This is a genomic window from Desulforhabdus amnigena, from assembly GCF_027925305.1.
GTDB lineage: Bacteria > Desulfobacterota > Syntrophobacteria > Syntrophobacterales > Syntrophobacteraceae > Desulforhabdus > Desulforhabdus amnigena.
In genome coordinates this window covers 3,868,764-3,885,345 of sequence record NZ_BSDR01000001.1, presented here as the reverse complement: position 1 = coordinate 3,885,345, position 16,582 = coordinate 3,868,764, and the positions used below count along the sequence as shown (strand labels likewise).

The window sequence follows — 16,582 nt, the reverse complement described above, 5'->3', positions numbered from 1 at the left end:
TTAATTTTAACATGCCTGGAACCTCTTAGGTTCTGTTGACATTTGGGTTCTAATTAATAGATGTCAACAGCACTACTACAAGATGAAACATGGTTGAAGATCCTCCAATTCCTTCGCTCCTGTGTGGATGTTTACGTAGGAGAAGAAGGTGATTGCCGTCTTTTCATTGAGGCACTCCTTTGGATTACACGAAGTGGTGCTCAGTGGAGACTGCTCCCGGAGAAATTCGGTAACTGGAACAGTGTCTATAAACGATTCGCCCGCTGGTGTAACAAGGGTATCTTCTCCAGAATGCACGAGCACTTCATAGATGATCCCGATATGGAGAACTTCATGTTTGACAGCACCATTGTTCGTGCCCATCCCTGTGCTGCCGGAGCCCTCAAAAGATCCGGTGGACAAGAGACACAGGCTCTCGGGCGCAGCCGAGGAGGTTTTTCCACCAAGATCCACGTAGCGGTAGATGGCTTGGGAAATCCCCTGAGGTTCATTCTCACTCCCGGTCAGAAGAGTGACATCGAACAGGGACCGGCTCTTATCGAGGGCTTCACCTTCGCTCATGCACTGGGAGACAAGGGCTATGATTCGGATGCCTTCGTCCAGGCGATCACCCAATCTGGAGCTACTGCTGTGATTCCACCCCGGTCCAATCGCAAAGAGCCCCGCGAATACGACCAATGCCGCTACCGCGAACGACATCTGATCGAGTGCTTTATGAGCAAGATCAAACATTTCAGACGCATTTTCTCCAGATTCGACAAGCTCGACAGAAGCTTCTTGGGCTTTCTTGGCTTTGTCGCAGCTCTCATCTGGTTGAGGTGAAATGTCAACAGAACCTAGGGTTGAACAAATCTGGTTGCGTAATTATCGCGCTGGAGTACTTAGCCAGTGCCGGCAAAAATGATGGGATCAAAATCAGGAATTTCCTGATTGGCAGGAAGAACACAGTAAGCTAGTGTTGATGGATTCATAAAAAGTCGTCACCCCGGTGAAAACCGGGATCCATGGGTTGTGTAAGCCACTAAAAACACTGGATTCCGGCTTTCGCCGGAATGACGAAATTACACCTTTCGGAACTTTTTGCGAAACCATCAGTGTTCGGCAGCTTTCTCAATTGCAGCGTTTGCAGAAATTGTACGGGAGACATTGTACAGTTAATGGCGGTAGCCTGTCCTGAAGCCAAACCCGGTTCTGCGAAAATCTGCATAATCTGCGGATAAAAACAGGATAAAAAAAGCCCGATTGCCCCCCTTCGATTTTCAGCATCCCAGGCCAAATTGGAAAGTGAAAATGCTCTTACCCACGTTAAGAAGCATATTAAATGGCAAGGAGGACAATCCTTCTTTGGAGACGGCAATCGCCGGAACGACCGATCCCCTTCTCGGCATTTATAACGAAGCACAGTTTCAAGAGATGCTGCACCTTGAAACGAGGCGATCCGAACGCTCATCCAGGCCCTTCCTGCTGATGCGCATCACTCCGGCAGAGGGCCTCGATGAGAGGGAATCTTTAGACCTTTTCAAAAAAATCGCTTTTGTCCTCGGCAAGGTCACACGAGATACAGACATCAAGGGCTGGTACAAAAACGAAAAATCCATCGGAGTCATTTTCACAGAGATTCGTCAAGCTCCGGAACATGCCATTGAGTCGCGCATTCATCAGAAGATACACAGCAACCTCCTGAAGCTGCTCAATTTCAATCAGGCAAGCAAAGTCAAGATCGAATTCGAAGCATACCCGAAAGTTCCCAATGCTTCGCCATTCAAAGCCCGCCAGGAAAGCAAAAGGGCCAATCTCTCCCTGGTCGGAGAAAACGGGGAAGAGGGGGGGCTAACAGAGACTCAACACTTTGCGGGCGAAACGAGTCATGTTCAGGGTTCCCTGGGTAAAACCACCGCTGAAGGAAAAATCGAGCACGGCTTCACGAAGCAGAGACTCCTGCTGCTTGCCGGAGATATGAGCCTGATCTTTTCATCCACTGTCCTGGGCTCATGGCTACGGTTCGGTGTCCCCTTCGAAACATCGGCACTCCAATGGGGAACGCTGATGCTTGCAATGTTTTTCTACCCTTGTATGCTGTACATTTTTGACATGTATAACGTCAGCCGGTCCTTTCGATGCTACGACGGCATCGTGAGAATCCTGTCGGCTTCGATCTTGGCGACACTCGTCTGCGGACTCGCATTCTACATCATTCCCGAAGCGTCGTATGCGGGGCGTGGGCTCTTTTTGGCACAGGCTTCCATTCTGACCCTGCTGCTGGTATCTTGGCGGATCCTTTTTTCGTCCCTCTGGCAGGGGACCCGATCGAGGCTCAGGGCACTGGTGGTTGGCGCCGGGGAATGCGGCCAGGCCATTTGCAGGCTTTTGAACAGTCCCCTCTCACCTTACGAAGTCCGCGGAATTCTGGATGACGATCCGTCCAATCAAGGGAAAAAAATCGAATGCGCCATGGTTCTCGGCCCCACGGAACAGATCGGCACCATCATGGGGCAGGTCTGGGCCAAAGCGGCCATCCTTGCCACGCCGCGAAACGGCAACAAGGAATTGATCCGTCAGATTCTCGATGCCCGTTTGGGCGGCGTTGAAGTCCTTGAAATGCCTGGAATCTATGAACGGCTGACGGGCCGCGTCCCCGTGCAATACATCCAGGATGAATGGCTCCTCTACGCCGATGGTTTCTACCTGCTTTCCAAAGAATATGTTCAAAAGATCAAGCGCCTTTTGGATCTCATTTTTTCGAGCCTGATCCTCGTCCTCTCCACCCCCTTATTGGCGCTGACGGCCGCCTTGATTCGTCTGGACTCTTCCGGGCCGGTCTTCTACCGCCAGGCCCGGGTCGGAAAGTTCGGCAGTATTTTCTCCATCGTCAAGTTCCGGTCCATGTTCGAAAACGCCGAAGCCAAGGGAGTCAAATGGGCATCCAGGCGGGACCCGCGGGTCACCCGCGTGGGCCGATGGATCCGGCTTCTCAGGATCGATGAAATTCCACAGCTCTGGAACGTCTTCAAGGGTGAAATGAGCCTCATAGGCCCCCGCCCCGAACGCCCCGAATTCGTAAAGGAACTGGACAAGATGATCCCCTATTACTCGGTCCGCCATTGCGTGACACCAGGCGTCACCGGCTGGGCGCAGGTGAACTATCCTTACGGGGCGTCCGTGGAAGATTCGCTCCATAAACTGGAGTATGACCTCTACTACATCAAGAACATGTCCATCCTGCTGGACCTGAAAATCGCCCTCAAGACCGTGGGAGTCATTCTCCTGGGCGACGGGGCCCGCTGAGCCCATGATGATTCTCTCCATCGACGTGGAGGACTACTTCATGGTGGCAGCCCTTTCGAAAGTCGTGAAGCGGGCGGACTGGGGCCGGTACCCCCTGCGGGTGGAACAAAACACCCGCAGGGTGCTCGACATCCTCGACAAAGCCGCCTCCAGGTCTCACGCACCTGGCGCCTCCAGCCCCCTTCAAAGCGCCACTTTTTTTTGCCTGGGGTGGGTGGGCGAGCGTTGCCCGGCCCTGATCCGGGAAATCCATTCCCGAGGTCATGAAGTGGCCTGTCACGGCTACGACCACCAGATGATCACGGCAATGACTCCAGGCGAATTCCGGCAGGACATCCGAAAGGCCAAAGCCATCCTGGAAGACATCACGGGGCGGCAAGTCGTGGGATACCGGGCCCCCAGCTATTCCATCACCCGGAAAAACCTCTGGGCGCTGGAAATCCTGGCTGAAGAGGGTTTCCTCTACGACTCCAGCGTCTTCCCGGTGCACCACGACCTCTACGGCATGCCCCATGCGCCGCGCGTTCCCTTTGTTTTCTCGTGCAATGGAGGGGGAACGCCGGAATTCTTGCCGCTCCCCGAAAGCATTGGGGCACCCGGTCCATGCAGCTCGCCCCTCAGCACCGGCGCTGCATGCAATTCTCTTCCCCTCTACAGTACGCCCCCTCCGCATTGTCCGGGTGCATGTCGTGCTCCTTATTCCCCTCTCCCTCAGGGAGAGGGCCAGGATGAGGGGAAAGCGGTTCAACACAAGAGCGCAACACATCCCCCGGGGCCATCCCACACAATGGCAGCAAGGGCAAACAAACCATGGAACCTGCTGGAGTTCCCCCTTTCCACCCTGAGAATATTCGGCCAGAACATCCCCGTCGCAGGAGGAGGCTACTTCCGGGCTTTTCCCCTCTGGTTCACCCGCTGGGCACAAACCCGGACCGTCAGGCAGACCGGTTCCCCTTTCATCTTTTACCTCCACCCATGGGAACTGGACCCCGAACAACCTCGAGTAAAAGGCCTCTCCACCCGGTCCAGTTTTCGCCATTACCTGAACTTACATAAAACGGAAAGCCGCCTCCGGCAATTCCTGCGCGGGCAGACCATAACGTCCCTGCGTGCGGCTCTTTTGAATCGACAGTAATAAGAGCCTGCCCCTCGCCTTTGTAACCCCTTTACAGGATCTTTTTGTAAGAACAACCTTGTAGGAACGATTTTGTAGAAAAGGTTTTGTGGATGATTTTGTGATGTGGACAGTTTTGTGAATGGTTTTGTAGGAGCGGCTTCCAGCCGCGACAGGGTTTTATGACAAACAGAGAAGCTCATCAGAGAAATCTCAGGAAAGGTCGCTTTTCACAACTCGGCTATGCGTACTTTATCACGACAAGCACCAAAACCAGGCTACCGCTCTTCTCCGATCCAATTGCATCAAAGATTATCCTGGACTCTCTTCGGTGGCTGAACGAGCAAGGCAAAATCGAGCTGGTAGCCGCCATGGTCATGCCGGATCACATTCATTTCGTGGCACGGCTTCAAAATCCAGCTCTCCCCTCGCTGATGCACTCCTTTAAAAGTTATACATCCAACAAGATCAACGATCTGTTCAGGAGAGAGGGATCCTTGTGGGAACCTCAGTATTACGATCATGCCATCAGAACCGATGATGAGTTGCTGGATCGTGTGAATTATTGCCTTCAGAATCCTGTGAGAAGAGGGCTGGTCGAACATTTCAAAGAATATCCCCACTGGTATTGTGCTTATGAGGTGTGAGGGTTTGATGATATTCAATCAGTCGAGTCGCAGCTCTCAAGTCGCGGCTGGAAGCCGCTCCTACAAAGATACAATGATCAACCGTTGCGAGCATAAGAATCCCGGAATTTGCAGACTCCCCGAATTTGGGGCAGGCTTTTCAGCTCACCAAAGGTATCTCAATGAGCCCTGCTTCACCTCTTCCAGAACGGCTCTCACCTGAGCAGACTGCCGCGATTCGCGACCTCTGCGAGAAAATGGGCATCGAACTCCTCATCCTGTTCGGCTCCTTCGTCACGGGTGGCATGCATCCTCGCAGCGATGTGGACGTGGCCGTGCAGATGCCGCGGGGAGCGACAGCCCCCAAGCTGGACCTCATTTTCGAACTCGGTGGGATTTTCGAGCCTTTAGACATAGACCTGGTGGTGCTGGGCCCGGAAACAGACCCGTTGCTCCTGCACGAGATTTTCTTCAAAGGGATACTCCTCTACGAAAAAGAGAAAGATCTCTTCCAAATGGGCAAACTGAGAGCTTGGAAGCTTTATCTCGACTCGGCCCCACTTCGGCGGCAACGGGAGGAGTATTTCAGGAACTACCGCAAAAACCTGGCTTTGAAATTAAAGCTTCAAAGCAATGACCTCCCAATCTTCTCGGTTCAAACCCTCAGCCGGACACAGCGCTCCTCCTGGATCGACTATATTGCAAATCACCGGGGGGGAACAGCCTACCATCTTCCCCAATGGAACGAGGTCATTCGAAAAACCTACGGGCATTCGTGCCATTACCTTTTTGCCGGTAAACCCGATTCAGAGCAAGATCGTCCGAACCTGGCAGCATTATCCCCATCAGAGTCACCGGTTGAAAAACCCATCAACCCGCCACCGGACAGCATTTCTTCCGCAGCAAACGCATTCCCGGCGAACCCAACAACTGGCGTTCTCGCCCTGGTGCACATGCGGCATCCCGTTTTTGGAAAGCGACTGGTCTCCCTTCCCTTTCTGGACCTGTCGGGGATCCTCGCCGACGACCAGGAGACGGAACAGCGCCTTATTTGCGAGGCCGTGCACCTGGGCCAAAAACTCGGCGTCGACTGCATCGAACTCCGCCAGACAGAACCGTTCAAGACTGTGCAAACCGCCAGTGCCGCCAGTACCGATGATGCGCCGGCATCTTTTTCCTTGCATCTTGAGAACCATAGCGCCGCACCGCTTCACGTTGCCGCCGGCACCCAAAAAGTCCGCATGCTCCTGGAACTGCCCGATTCCTCCGAAAAGCTCATGAGCTCTTTCAAGTCCAAACTCAGGAGCCAGATCCGCAAGCCCCTGAAAGAAGGGTGCTCCGCAAGAATCGGCGGAGTGGAGCTTCTCAAGGATTTTTATGAAATCTTCCTGGTGAACATGAGAGACCTGGGCTCCCCGGTGCACTCTCCCCGGCTGATGCGGCAGGTTTTGACCGAATTCCAGGACCAGGCCCGCGTGGTTGTCGTATCGAGGAACTCCACCCCCCTGGCAGCCGGCATTGTAGTAGGCTTCCAAAACACCCTGTACAACCCCTGGGCATCTTCCCTAAAAGAATACGGGCATCTCAGCCCGAACATGCTCCTCTATTGGACCATGCTCGAATACGCCTGCGAAAAGGGCTACAAAGCCTTCGATTTCGGCCGCTCCACGCCGGGGGAAGGCACCTACCGCTTCAAGGAACAGTGGGGAGCCCGCCCCTCCCCCTTATATTGGTACACCCTCTCTCTCAATGGAAAGAAAACGGCACAGCCGCTGAACGACAAATCAAAATTCGACAAGGCCATCACATACTGGCAAAAACTTCCGGTCCCCCTCACCCGCTGGATCGGACCTCTCATCCGCAGGCACATTTCCCTCTGAGGACAGTTCCATAAACCCATGCGCATCGGACGAACCCTCCCCCCTGCCGCCGCCCCGCTCGCCTGGAAAGACATCCTCTCGGGAATCCCGGCATTCATGAACGGTGAGCAAGCCCTTCACCGTTTCGAGCGGGAACTGAAGGAGTTTTTCGGCGCCCGGCACTGTTTCCTGGTTTCCTCGGGAAAAACGGCCCTGACCCTCATCCTCCAGGGGCTCCATAAGCTCTACCCCGAGCGCACGGAAGTCGTCATCCCGGCCTACACATGCTACTCGGTCCCATCGGCCGTCACCCGGGCCGGCCTCAAGGTCCGCCCGTGCGACATCGACCCGGAAACATTCGATTACGACTACAGCCAGCTCCCCACGATTCTTTCTTCAACCGGCAACAAGAAAACCGCAGCGCCTCCCCTGGCCATTCTTGCCATCCACCTTTTTGGAATCCCGGCGAACGTGGCAAGAGTTCAGGAGCTGGCAGAGCCTTTGAACATCCCGGTCATCGAAGACGCCGCCCAGGCCATGGGAGGGATAAGTCGAGGCAAAAAACTCGGCACTCTTTCAGACATCTCCTTTTTCAGTCTCGGGCGCGGTAAGGCCCTCTCCACGGTGGAAGGGGGCATCCTCCTCACCGACCGGAACGACCTGGCGGCCGAAATTCAAAAACTTTCGAAAACGCTGCCGCAGTACACCATTTTCGAAGAAGCCGCTCTGATCCTGAAGTCGCTCTTTCTTCGCGTCTTCGCAAACCCCGCCCTCTTCTGGCTGCCGAAATCCATTCCCGCTCTGCAGCTCGGGCGCACCCTTTACGAACCGCATTTCAAGATGCGCCAAATGGGCGGCTTCCAGGCCGGGCTCGCTATACGCTGGATGGAAACCCTGGAACACTTCACCCATGTGCGCCGCCGCAACACGGCTCACTGGTTTCGACTTTTCCAGTCAAACGGGCCAGTACAAGGTGGCGAAAGTTCTCACTCTATCGAACAATTCAACTCCTCCCTCGCTGAAGGCAAAGAACGATATAAATCCCCCCCGGAGAGGGGCAAAGAACGCTTCAATTCCCCCCTCGAGGGGGGCAAGGGGGGTGTACAAGCAAGAATACATCCCCCGTGTCCCCTTCAAAGGGGGACTTCAGGAGGTTACAGACAGGAGGAATGTTTCTGCTGCGATGTACTACTGCCTTCATGTATATCCAACTCAGACTCAGAAAGCCTCATCCGCTTTCCCGTGCGAATCCCCGACATGGAGCAAAGAGAAGCCATCCTGGAGGCAAGCCGCCGGAGAGGCCTCGGCATCATGCCCGGCTACCCCGACGCCGTCACAGCCATCCCGGAGCTTGAAACGGACCCCACCCTCCCCGTAGGCGCCGCCCGAAAAACATCCCGGGAACTCATCACGCTCCCCACACACCCGTACCTTACAGAGGCCGATAGGCACTGCATCACGCAGCTTTTGTCAGAGGCCCTTGAGATGCATACACCCACCCAAAACGCACACTATCGCACACAAGGTGCAGATGGATCAGGCTTTGCAAACGACCACCTCTCTTGAAAAATCAAACGCCCCGGAAAGCCCCCAAAGAGGGCTCCTCTCCCAACTTCAGTTCCCCATTCTGCTGGCTCTTCTGGGAGTCGTCTTCTATCCCGTGTATCCGTCGCTGGCAAACACCTGGCTGAACCATTCGGACAACTCCCACGGGATACTGGTCCCGTTCATAGCGGCATACTTTGCCTGGAGCAAAAAGGACGAACTTCGCAGCGTGCCCCTATCCACCTCATGGTGGGGCTTCGCCGTCCTCGTGTTCTCCCTGGGGTTCTACCTTCTCTCCTATGCCGGTGGAATCGCAGTGGCGGCGCGGCTCATGATCGTAACATCCCTCATGGGCCTGGTGCTTTTCTGCTATGGAAGAGAGATTTTCAAAACCCTCGCGTTCCCGCTCTTCTTCCTGTTTTTCATGGTCCCTGTCCCCGATACGGTTCTTGGCATCGCCGCTCTTCCCCTGCAACTCTTCGCCACCAAGGTCTCGACCTTTCTCATCCAGGCCATAGGAATTCCCGTCTTCCGCGAAGGGAATATGGTCTATTTCGCTCAAACGCAACTGGAAGTGGCTGAAGCCTGCAGCGGCATCCGCTCCATCATGTCCTACACCATGCTGAGCGTCATCCTGGCCTACATGCTGAAGGGATCCTGGCGAAAAAGAGCCATTCTCGTGGCTTCAGCTGTCCCCCTGGCCCTGTTCGCCAATATCGTTCGCGTGACGGGGACCGGCATCCTGGCGCATTTCTATGGGGACAGAGTGGCTCGGGGCTTCCTCCACGAGTTTTCCGGGCTCGCGGTCTTCGCCTTCGGCTTTGTGTTGCTCTTCTCCGAGTACCTCCTGCTTTCGAGGCAAAAACCAGTCGATGAAGCTTCCCCTTCCTCCTGAGAACTGCCACACGCTCCATGGAAGGGCGCAACGTCATCAACAATTGAAGAGGTCGGATCCTCCATGCACATGGAAAAAAGAACGTTTTTCACCTCTCTTTGCGTGCTCATCGTAACCCTGGCGGTCACCCTCGTGATCGCGCGGCGCGGCGAGCCCGTCGTGATCCGGACCAACCTGGAAAACCTGCCCATGTCGATCGATGGCTATCAGGGCATGGAAGACCGCTTTTCCGAATCGGTCTACAAAGAACTAAACGCGGACCGGCATGTTTACCGCCACTATGTCAACGAAACCGGAGAACGGATAGACCTCTACATCGGGTATTACGGGACGGCCAAAGGGGGCCGCACGCCGCACAATCCCTATGGCTGCCTTCCCGGCGCGGGCTGGGGCATCGCTTCTGACGAGGAAATAACCCTGCAGGCAAAAGGCTATCCCTCCAGCGTCACGGTCAATCACATCGTCGCCCAAAAGGGGATGTCCTACGAAACCATTCTCCACTGGTACCAATCGGACGGAGACAAGGTCTTGTCATCGGGATTCCAGCAAAACATCGAACGCTTTGTCGGAAGGGTTTTTCGGAACCGCAACGACGGGGCATTTGTCAGGATTTCGGCCGATGCCGAAGAAAAGGACCTCCAGGAAGTGACCGGACGTATAGAGAACTTCGCTGCAGCGGTTCTGGCCCTCCTGCCCCATTACTGGCCGGAAGAAAGGTAATATCCAATTCAGTAAATTCAGACAGTCTTCCACTCTAACATTACAAAGACTAAACCATGCCTGACGAGAGCTCGCTCACTTTTCATAACCAGCCCTGCCATGAACCACCACCAGACATTAGTGTTGTCGTGCCTTTTTTTAATGAAGAGGACTCACTGCGTCTGCTCTACGATAAATTGGTTTCATCTTTGGAATCATTGCAACGATCCTTTGAGCTCATATTTGTAAACGATGGCAGCACAGACACTTCTGAATCAATAATCGCCGATCTGCAAAAGAACGATAGTCGCATTAACTTTATTAGTTTTCCCGTGAATAGCGGAAAGGCGAAAGCACTTGACTCAGGTTTCAAAGCCTCTCGAGGCCAACTTGTTTTTACTTTGGATGCCGATCTACAGGACGATCCAACAGAATTCCCTCGGTTTATTGAAAAAATTGAGGAAGGATATGATCTAGTCTCGGGTTGGAAAAAAGAGCGCCACGATCCTCTTGAAAAGCGTCTTCCATCAAAACTATTTAATACTGTGACTTCCTGGGTGGCTGGCTTTCGTTTACATGACTTTAACTGTGGCTTCAAGCTTTATCGCCACGAAATTCTCGATGAAATAGAACTTTACGGTGAGTTGCATCGCTACGTTCCTGTACTGGCTTACTGGCGTGGGTTCAGGATTACAGAAATCCCCGTCCGTCATCATGCTCGTCCTTTTGGAAAGTCCAAGTATGGATGGGAAAGATATGTGCGAGGATTTTTTGATCTTTTTACTGTTGCTCTGCTCACACGCTACATTCGAACGCCAATGTATCTTTTCGGCATTCCAGGGCTCATTATACTTTTTATGGGCATCATGATTCTTAGCTTTATTAGCTTTCTACAATTTAGATATGGGTCCATTCTTGGTCATAAGCTAGGGCGTCCAAATCGGCGAACGCCCATTGACTGGTTTTTGACCCCCGGCACTGGGAAGCAATGCTCCTACCATTCTAAAATGGCCCATGTGTGGGCATTTTGCGCCTAGCCATGCCCTGTTTGACACTGTAGCTGCGGGCCATGGGTTTCCTTGTAAGATATTGGAATATATAGTATTTTTCCGTTATTTTCCCGGTTTTTGGCACTGGCAATGAGTTTGAGGTGAGTCCCAGCCTGCTCTGTGCTCAAGCTCTCGAGACGGTCAGGATGTGGGAGCACCTCTCGTCTCTGTTTGACCAAAGAGGTGAAGCGGCCAGTGATCTGCTGCTCTTCGGCAACGCTGATCTTGATCACCTGCTCCGCTTCGGCCCGGGTGGGAGTGCCGCACAGGGCGGGCAGGCGAAGGGCGATACGATTGGCATCCTTGATCTCTCCCGTGCCGTGAAACTTTCCCAGTCCGAAGAGCGACTCGATTGGATCGGAGGTCACTGGCAGACCGATATGATCCAGACCAAGCTTGGCAGCGATTTGGAGTTGGTTTTGCAGGTAGGCGACGAACTCACGACGAACAGGGCTTGAGCCGATGGCCTGGATAAATGGCTCGCACTGGGCTATCGTGGAGTGACTTAGCCCTCGAGCCTTGAAAATCTTCTGGCACTCGAGCAGTGGTACGGCATCGTCTCGGAATCGCTTGATGAAAGCCCTGCATGAGGGCAGCCGGTCCAGACAAGCTCGCAGCTTTGAGAGGGTGGAGCCCTTCCGGGCACCTCCGGCAGGAGAGAGTCTGAGCAGTTGTTCTGCCCATCTGATAAGGCGGTGCACATTCATAAAGCGCGCTTTGGTCTGCACCTTCGGGGGAGCCAGGCACGCGAGCACCGTCTGCTTGAGCTTGCCCGAGACCCGGCCACAGGCAGAAAGGAAGGTTTCGAAGAGCGGATGATCCTGATACCACCACTTGAGCAGATTGGCAATGACATGGGAGATGTCGTCAATGCACGGGCTTGCCAGTCCTTGCGCACCGAGTAGGTGGATGGCTTTCTGCAAATCGGTGCCTCCGTCTTTGAGGTAAGCAGCCGGGCGTCCCGCTGAGGCGATGAGGCGATCGAGGAAGGCCGCAATAGACTCACCCGTCCAGGAATCGGCCACTGATACCGCCATGCAATGGAGATCTTGAAGCCCGGGGGCAACTGGACAGAGTTGATGGTGATGAGCGTTGAGAGCCAGGACAGTCAGAATCTTACCCGTTCCCAGACCAATGCTCATGTCGATCATCCAGATAAGTCCGTTACAAAACGGTGCCTTCGCCACTGGCAGCCCCTGTAGCATCGGGGCGGACCGGATGCGCACCAGAGAGAGCCTGGTCACCCAGTTGATGATGGTCTGTGGACAAGGGACTTTTTTTTAAACCCATGGCTCCCATCATTATGCCCAACACCCGGCTCACGGCCCGGAACCCGATGCGAGCCACCACAAACAGCTGCAGGGCCAAGAAGACCAGATCCACCTTGCTCTGGAGGACAATCACCCGTTCCTGGCTCTCCAGTTGGTGTACACGAGCCCGGCTCTCCTTGAGCTCTTTTTTGAACTTGTCGCGCTCCGCCTTGACTCGGGCCAGCTCTTTGCTCTGGTAGCGGTTCTTCTCAGCTCTGCACGCGGCTTTCTGTTTCCAGTTATCCCGGCTCCTTTTGTATCTGGTCTCCGGACTCATAGCGCACCCGCCCACCGAGATGCGCCGCCGCTGCCACTGAGGATGTGTATTTTGATCATTGTACTTACCTCCCGGATTATGGCTGATAAAATCCAGGTTATCGTACAACTGTGGACACAACCTGTCCAACACTTATGTGGCCCAAATCCCGAGCACTAAAATCAGCCCTCAGAGGCCATTTTTGGACGCCCTAGTCATAAGCCATTAAGTTACCTTGGTGTACTTTCCATTCTATTCGGCTCCCAAACGATTGCGCTGGGTATGCTCGCTGAGATGCTTACAAATCTAAGACAAAGTCTTTACAAGAATAACGTCAGCATAAAAAGTCGAATAGGATTCGACAACCTCAGTGACTCTAATGATGTTTCTATAATTATTCCAGCACACAACGAAAAAGAAAATCTTTTCCCTTTAGCCAAGTTATTACAATCTAACTTGTCAAAGCTTAACTCAACTTATGAAATAATTTTTATTGATGATGGGAGCGATGACGGGACAATTACTTTACTCAATGAATTGTTTCGAGCGAACACCCTCCAACACATGAAGATTGTTCAACTACGTAAGCATTTTGGTCAGGCGTCCGCATTACAGACTGGATTCAATCTTTCCAATGGAAAAATCATCGTGACTATGGATGCCGATCTACAATGCCACCCACAAGATATCCAACGCTTCCTGGAAAAGATTCACGATGGCTATGACCTTGTGATTGGCTGGCGAACTCAGGTACCAACTGTACGAGCACTCGGATCCCACCTATTCAATCGCCTGGCAAGATTCCTATTGAAGGTCGATATTCGGGATATCAACTGCGGGTTTCGAGCATTTCAACGCACTGTTGCAAGAAAAACACATTTTTATGGGGGGTGGCATCGGCTTTTCCCTGCCCTCGCTGCAAAACAAGGTGCTCATTATACCAGCAGTGAAGATCCAGTAGATCTAACCACAGCTCAAAAGTGCTCCCATGGCGTTCAATGCAGTTGATCCCAGGTTGAAGATACAGCTATCCCATGTGCACTCATTCTGGTGCTGTTTATAAAGATTTATAGATGTATGGGGGATCAGAGCCTGGAACATGGACATCCTTCAGGAAGTGTCAAATCGTATTTGGAATGGCTGTGCCCGGACTCTATCGAGGAAGTCCCGAGCGAGCCTGAGGTTGCGCCAAGCTTCGAGAAGTCTGAACGCGATGTTTTTGGCCGATCCCACTCCCGTGGGGAAAGCTCTCCGAAAGAGACTGCCTCTTTGGATGAGCTGAAAAAGAGTGCAGGCGATCTGCAAGAGAAGGTAGAAGATCTTGCAGGCGACATCATTGTTGCTGTAAACATGTTCCAGTTCAAATCCCCCGTTTTTTTGGACATTGAAGCCCTCGTTTTCAATGATCCATCTGCTCCTTCCTCCATCGTTGGCTATTTCGATGGCGCTTGCCTGACTGATTTTGAAATTGGTAACCCACTGGAATCGAGTGGTCCTGATCTGCCCTGTCTTATCCGGTTTGGTCTCAAGGCACCGGAGAACGCAAAGGGAGTGCTCTCTGTTTTCAGTATCGATATAGGGAATATTGTTTACCCACCGGTATTGCTGGTGAATTCTGGCTTCTTTGCCTGTCCGGTACTCGAGGTGACACTCAGGATGGAATCTCTGGAGGGCCTCGAACTGTTGCTCAACGGAGGGGAGGTTATCCTTGTGAACGATCAAGAACTTCCAGCCGTATCGGTTGCACAGGTCAAAGGTGGGGCCGCCGGCAAAGAGGCTATCGAGGCTGATGCACAGGGGAAGCCGGGGGAATCTTTCTTTGAGCCTTTGTGCAAGCCGGTAGAAAGCCTTGAGCTCACAGTCCTGTTTGCCGGGATTCTCCCCGGGGTTCTCGATGAATTCCGTCATAAGGGAGAAGGCGAATCCGTTTGGGGTCACGAGCTTTGCCTCGAGCACCTCGTGGTAGTAGATCGTCTTGGTTCCGTGAGTCCGGGTGAGACAGTACGGGCAATGTCTCTTGTCGAAGGAAATGGTCCCCGTCCCATCGACAGCCACAACATAGTAGATGCCCCGAAGTCTCCAGCGAGAGAGCACCTTCTTTCTGATGAGGGTTTCGGCCATCCCGGTAACGGCCTCTTGAGCCTCTTGCGGAGAGAGCCTGAGGTAGAGATCATTAAGGGTATCACCATGGGGAAAGGAGTCGACACCGAAAAGGATCTCGAACTTTTCCCTGGAGGGCTCATTCTTTCGGAGTTGGTATGTGACCTGTCTTCTGGCTCCGAGTCTCAGCAAGAACATGAGAACTCCTGCAAAGCAAAGAGATGCAAGAGGGTAGTTGATCTTCCTCTGGTCTCTCGGATCGGATGCGCCTCCAAAAATCTTCTGGAAACCACCGAAGAAATGCTCCACCGTCTTGATGAGAATTCCGATCAGAGCTTCCTGCTCCTGCTCAGCGCTGTCCGTGGTAGGATTCATGGTTCGGAAATCAAAAATGAGATTGTTTTTCAATGCGGCCTCCTTCACCCAACGGGAACTCCAGTTGAGCGTGAAGAAATTATTTTCTCTCTTGAGAGGAAGCCCTCTCGTTTTTTGATTTTATCCCGATTTACTGTGCGAAGAAAAATCAATCGTTATTGCTGTCATTATACACAATTAGATATTGTACATCGTGAAAGACAATGTGGAATTTCCAAATATGGCATAACCAGAATTCCACTGGCGCTACTTGACCTGTTAAATGCATTGTTATTCACAGCCTTCAAGACACGGCCCATGCATCTTTTCGGCGCGATAGGCTTAATTTTGGGATCTATAGGTTTATTAATAACTTCATCGTTGACGATGCTTAAGTTTTGTACAGGTGACATTGGTGGACACTATACCCTATTGCTTATTGGTATAACATTTTTGATATTAGGTGTTCAGTGGTTCTCTGTTGGGTTATTAAGTGAGCTTATCAATTATTTTACCATAGACCAATCAGGCGACACTCGAAATTTATACAATAGACTCAATGGTCCTTTAACTTAGTACTCCAGCGCGATAATTACGCAACCAGATTTGTTCAACCCTAGGTTCTGTTGACATTTCACCTCAACCAGATGAGAGCTGCGACAAAGCCAAGAAAGCCCAAGAAGCTTCTGTCGAGCTTGTCGAATCTGGAGAAAATGCGTCTGAAATGTTTGATCTTGCTCATAAAGCACTCGATCAGATGTCGTTCGCGGTAGCGGCATTGGTCGTATTCGCGGGGCTCTTTGCGATTGGACCGGGGTGGAATCACAGCAGTAGCTCCAGATTGGGTGATCGCCTGGACGAAGGCATCCGAATCATAGCCCTTGTCTCCCAGTGCATGAGCGAAGGTGAAGCCCTCGATAAGAGCCGGTCCCTGTTCGATGTCACTCTTCTGACCGGGAGTGAGAATGAACCTCAGGGGATTTCCCAAGCCATCTACCGCTACGTGGATCTTGGTGGAAAAACCTCCTCGGCTGCGCCCGAGAGCCTGTGTCTCTTGTCCACCGGATCTTTTGAGGGCTCCGGCAGCACAGGGATGGGCACGAACAATGGTGCTGTCAAACATGAAGTTCTCCATATCGGGATCATCTATGAAGTGCTCGTGCATTCTGGAGAAGATACCCTTGTTACACCAGCGGGCGAATCGTTTATAGACACTGTTCCAGTTACCGAATTTCTCCGGGAGCAGTCTCCACTGAGCACCACTTCGTGTAATCCAAAGGAGTGCCTCAATGAAAAGACGGCAATCACCTTCTTCTCCTACGTAAACATCCACACAGGAGCGAAGGAATTGGAGGATCTTCAACCATGTTTCATCTTGTAGTAGTGCTGTTGACATCTATTAATTAGAACCCAAATGTCAACAGAACCTAAGAGGTTCCAGGCATGTTAAAATTAAATAAGAAGGCAACAAACAGGAGAGGAGTACAACC

14 protein-coding genes are annotated in these 16,582 nt (G+C 52.6%); 10 read left to right on the top strand and 4 right to left on the bottom strand.

Annotated elements, in window-relative coordinates; translation table 11 throughout:
- The first annotated feature begins 60 nt into the window (after positions 1-60).
- The 9 genes from QMG16_RS16545 (at position 61) to QMG16_RS16505 (ending at position 11,060) form a co-directional block, all read left to right on the top strand.
- Positions 61-822, top strand: coding sequence for an IS5 family transposase (locus tag QMG16_RS16545; protein WP_281792066.1), 762 nt, complete (start codon positions 61-63; stop codon positions 820-822).
- Between the two features lie 522 nt (positions 823-1,344).
- A complete protein-coding gene (locus QMG16_RS16540; protein ID WP_281796017.1) occupies positions 1,345-3,285 on the top strand; it encodes an exopolysaccharide biosynthesis polyprenyl glycosylphosphotransferase in 1,941 nt (646 codons plus the stop codon).
- Between the two features lie 4 nt (positions 3,286-3,289).
- Positions 3,290-4,420 carry a DUF3473 domain-containing protein gene (locus QMG16_RS16535; protein WP_281796015.1) on the top strand — a complete coding sequence of 377 codons (1,131 nt, stop codon included), beginning with the start codon at positions 3,290-3,292 and terminating at the stop codon, positions 4,418-4,420.
- 161 nt (positions 4,421-4,581) lie between these two features.
- A complete protein-coding gene (locus QMG16_RS16530; protein WP_281796013.1) occupies positions 4,582-5,046 on the top strand; it encodes an REP-associated tyrosine transposase in 465 nt (154 codons plus the stop codon).
- Between the two features lie 161 nt (positions 5,047-5,207).
- Positions 5,208-6,905, top strand: coding sequence for a type VII toxin-antitoxin system MntA family adenylyltransferase antitoxin (gene mntA, locus QMG16_RS16525; RefSeq protein ID WP_281796012.1), 1,698 nt, complete (start codon positions 5,208-5,210; stop codon positions 6,903-6,905).
- An 18-nt stretch (positions 6,906-6,923) separates the two neighbouring features.
- Entirely contained in the window at positions 6,924-8,450 is a 1,527-nt protein-coding gene (locus QMG16_RS16520) for a DegT/DnrJ/EryC1/StrS family aminotransferase (protein WP_281796011.1), read from the top strand.
- Positions 8,416-9,324: an exosortase A gene (gene xrtA / locus QMG16_RS16515; RefSeq protein ID WP_281796009.1), complete on the top strand. Its 909-nt coding sequence runs from the start codon at positions 8,416-8,418 to the stop codon at positions 9,322-9,324. The genes QMG16_RS16520 and xrtA overlap by 35 nt, the downstream gene beginning before the upstream one ends.
- Positions 9,325-9,387: 63 nt before the next feature.
- Complete coding sequence (locus QMG16_RS16510; RefSeq protein WP_281796008.1) at positions 9,388-10,044, top strand: exosortase C-terminal domain/associated protein EpsI; 657 nt, start codon at positions 9,388-9,390, stop codon at positions 10,042-10,044.
- Between the two features lie 56 nt (positions 10,045-10,100).
- The gene (locus QMG16_RS16505) at positions 10,101-11,060 is read left to right on the top strand and encodes a glycosyltransferase family 2 protein (RefSeq protein WP_281796006.1); all 960 of its coding nucleotides are present in this window, start codon (positions 10,101-10,103) and stop codon (positions 11,058-11,060) included.
- On the opposite strand, the gene QMG16_RS16500 is transcribed toward QMG16_RS16505, so the two are convergent.
- Positions 11,057-12,214 (bottom strand): hypothetical protein, encoded by a 1,158-nt coding sequence (locus tag QMG16_RS16500; protein ID WP_281792398.1) that lies wholly within the window; start codon positions 12,212-12,214, stop codon positions 11,057-11,059. The two genes, QMG16_RS16505 and QMG16_RS16500, sit on opposite strands and share 4 nt — an antisense overlap.
- A 22-nt stretch (positions 12,215-12,236) precedes the next feature.
- Positions 12,237-12,791 (bottom strand): hypothetical protein, encoded by a 555-nt coding sequence (locus QMG16_RS16495; RefSeq protein ID WP_281792399.1) that lies wholly within the window; start codon positions 12,789-12,791, stop codon positions 12,237-12,239.
- Between the two features lie 129 nt (positions 12,792-12,920).
- Between QMG16_RS16495 and QMG16_RS16490 the strand changes: the two genes are divergently transcribed.
- On the top strand, positions 12,921-13,646 hold the full coding sequence (locus QMG16_RS16490; protein ID WP_281796004.1) for a glycosyltransferase family 2 protein: 726 nt from the start codon (positions 12,921-12,923) through the stop codon (positions 13,644-13,646).
- A 102-nt stretch (positions 13,647-13,748) separates the two neighbouring features.
- Here the strand turns inward: QMG16_RS16490 and QMG16_RS16485 are convergent, their stop codons facing one another.
- The gene (locus tag QMG16_RS16485; RefSeq protein ID WP_281792283.1) at positions 13,749-15,146 is read right to left on the bottom strand and encodes a hypothetical protein; all 1,398 of its coding nucleotides are present in this window, start codon (positions 15,144-15,146) and stop codon (positions 13,749-13,751) included.
- A gap of 580 nt (positions 15,147-15,726) precedes the next feature.
- Positions 15,727-16,488 carry an IS5 family transposase gene (locus QMG16_RS16480; protein ID WP_281792066.1) on the bottom strand — a complete coding sequence of 254 codons (762 nt, stop codon included), beginning with the start codon at positions 16,486-16,488 and terminating at the stop codon, positions 15,727-15,729.
- Positions 16,489-16,582 lie beyond the last annotated feature (94 nt).

What these genes read in the sequence shown, in the direction of transcription:
- QMG16_RS16545 (WP_281792066.1), top strand. Translation starts at nt 61, where the DNA reads ATGTCAACAGCACTACTACAAGATGAAACATGGTTGAAGATCCTCCAA.
- QMG16_RS16535 (WP_281796015.1), top strand. Translation starts at nt 3,290, where the DNA reads ATGATGATTCTCTCCATCGACGTGGAGGACTACTTCATGGTGGCAGCC.
- QMG16_RS16530 (WP_281796013.1), top strand. Translation starts at nt 4,582, where the DNA reads ATGACAAACAGAGAAGCTCATCAGAGAAATCTCAGGAAAGGTCGCTTT.
- mntA (WP_281796012.1), top strand. Translation starts at nt 5,208, where the DNA reads ATGAGCCCTGCTTCACCTCTTCCAGAACGGCTCTCACCTGAGCAGACT.
- QMG16_RS16520 (WP_281796011.1), top strand. Translation starts at nt 6,924, where the DNA reads ATGCGCATCGGACGAACCCTCCCCCCTGCCGCCGCCCCGCTCGCCTGG.
- xrtA (WP_281796009.1), top strand. Translation starts at nt 8,416, where the DNA reads ATGGATCAGGCTTTGCAAACGACCACCTCTCTTGAAAAATCAAACGCC.
- QMG16_RS16510 (WP_281796008.1), top strand. Translation starts at nt 9,388, where the DNA reads ATGCACATGGAAAAAAGAACGTTTTTCACCTCTCTTTGCGTGCTCATC.
- QMG16_RS16505 (WP_281796006.1), top strand. Translation starts at nt 10,101, where the DNA reads ATGCCTGACGAGAGCTCGCTCACTTTTCATAACCAGCCCTGCCATGAA.
- QMG16_RS16500 (WP_281792398.1), bottom strand. Translation starts at nt 12,214, where the DNA reads ATGAGCATTGGTCTGGGAACGGGTAAGATTCTGACTGTCCTGGCTCTC.
- QMG16_RS16490 (WP_281796004.1), top strand. Translation starts at nt 12,921, where the DNA reads ATGCTCGCTGAGATGCTTACAAATCTAAGACAAAGTCTTTACAAGAAT.
- QMG16_RS16480 (WP_281792066.1), bottom strand. Translation starts at nt 16,488, where the DNA reads ATGTCAACAGCACTACTACAAGATGAAACATGGTTGAAGATCCTCCAA.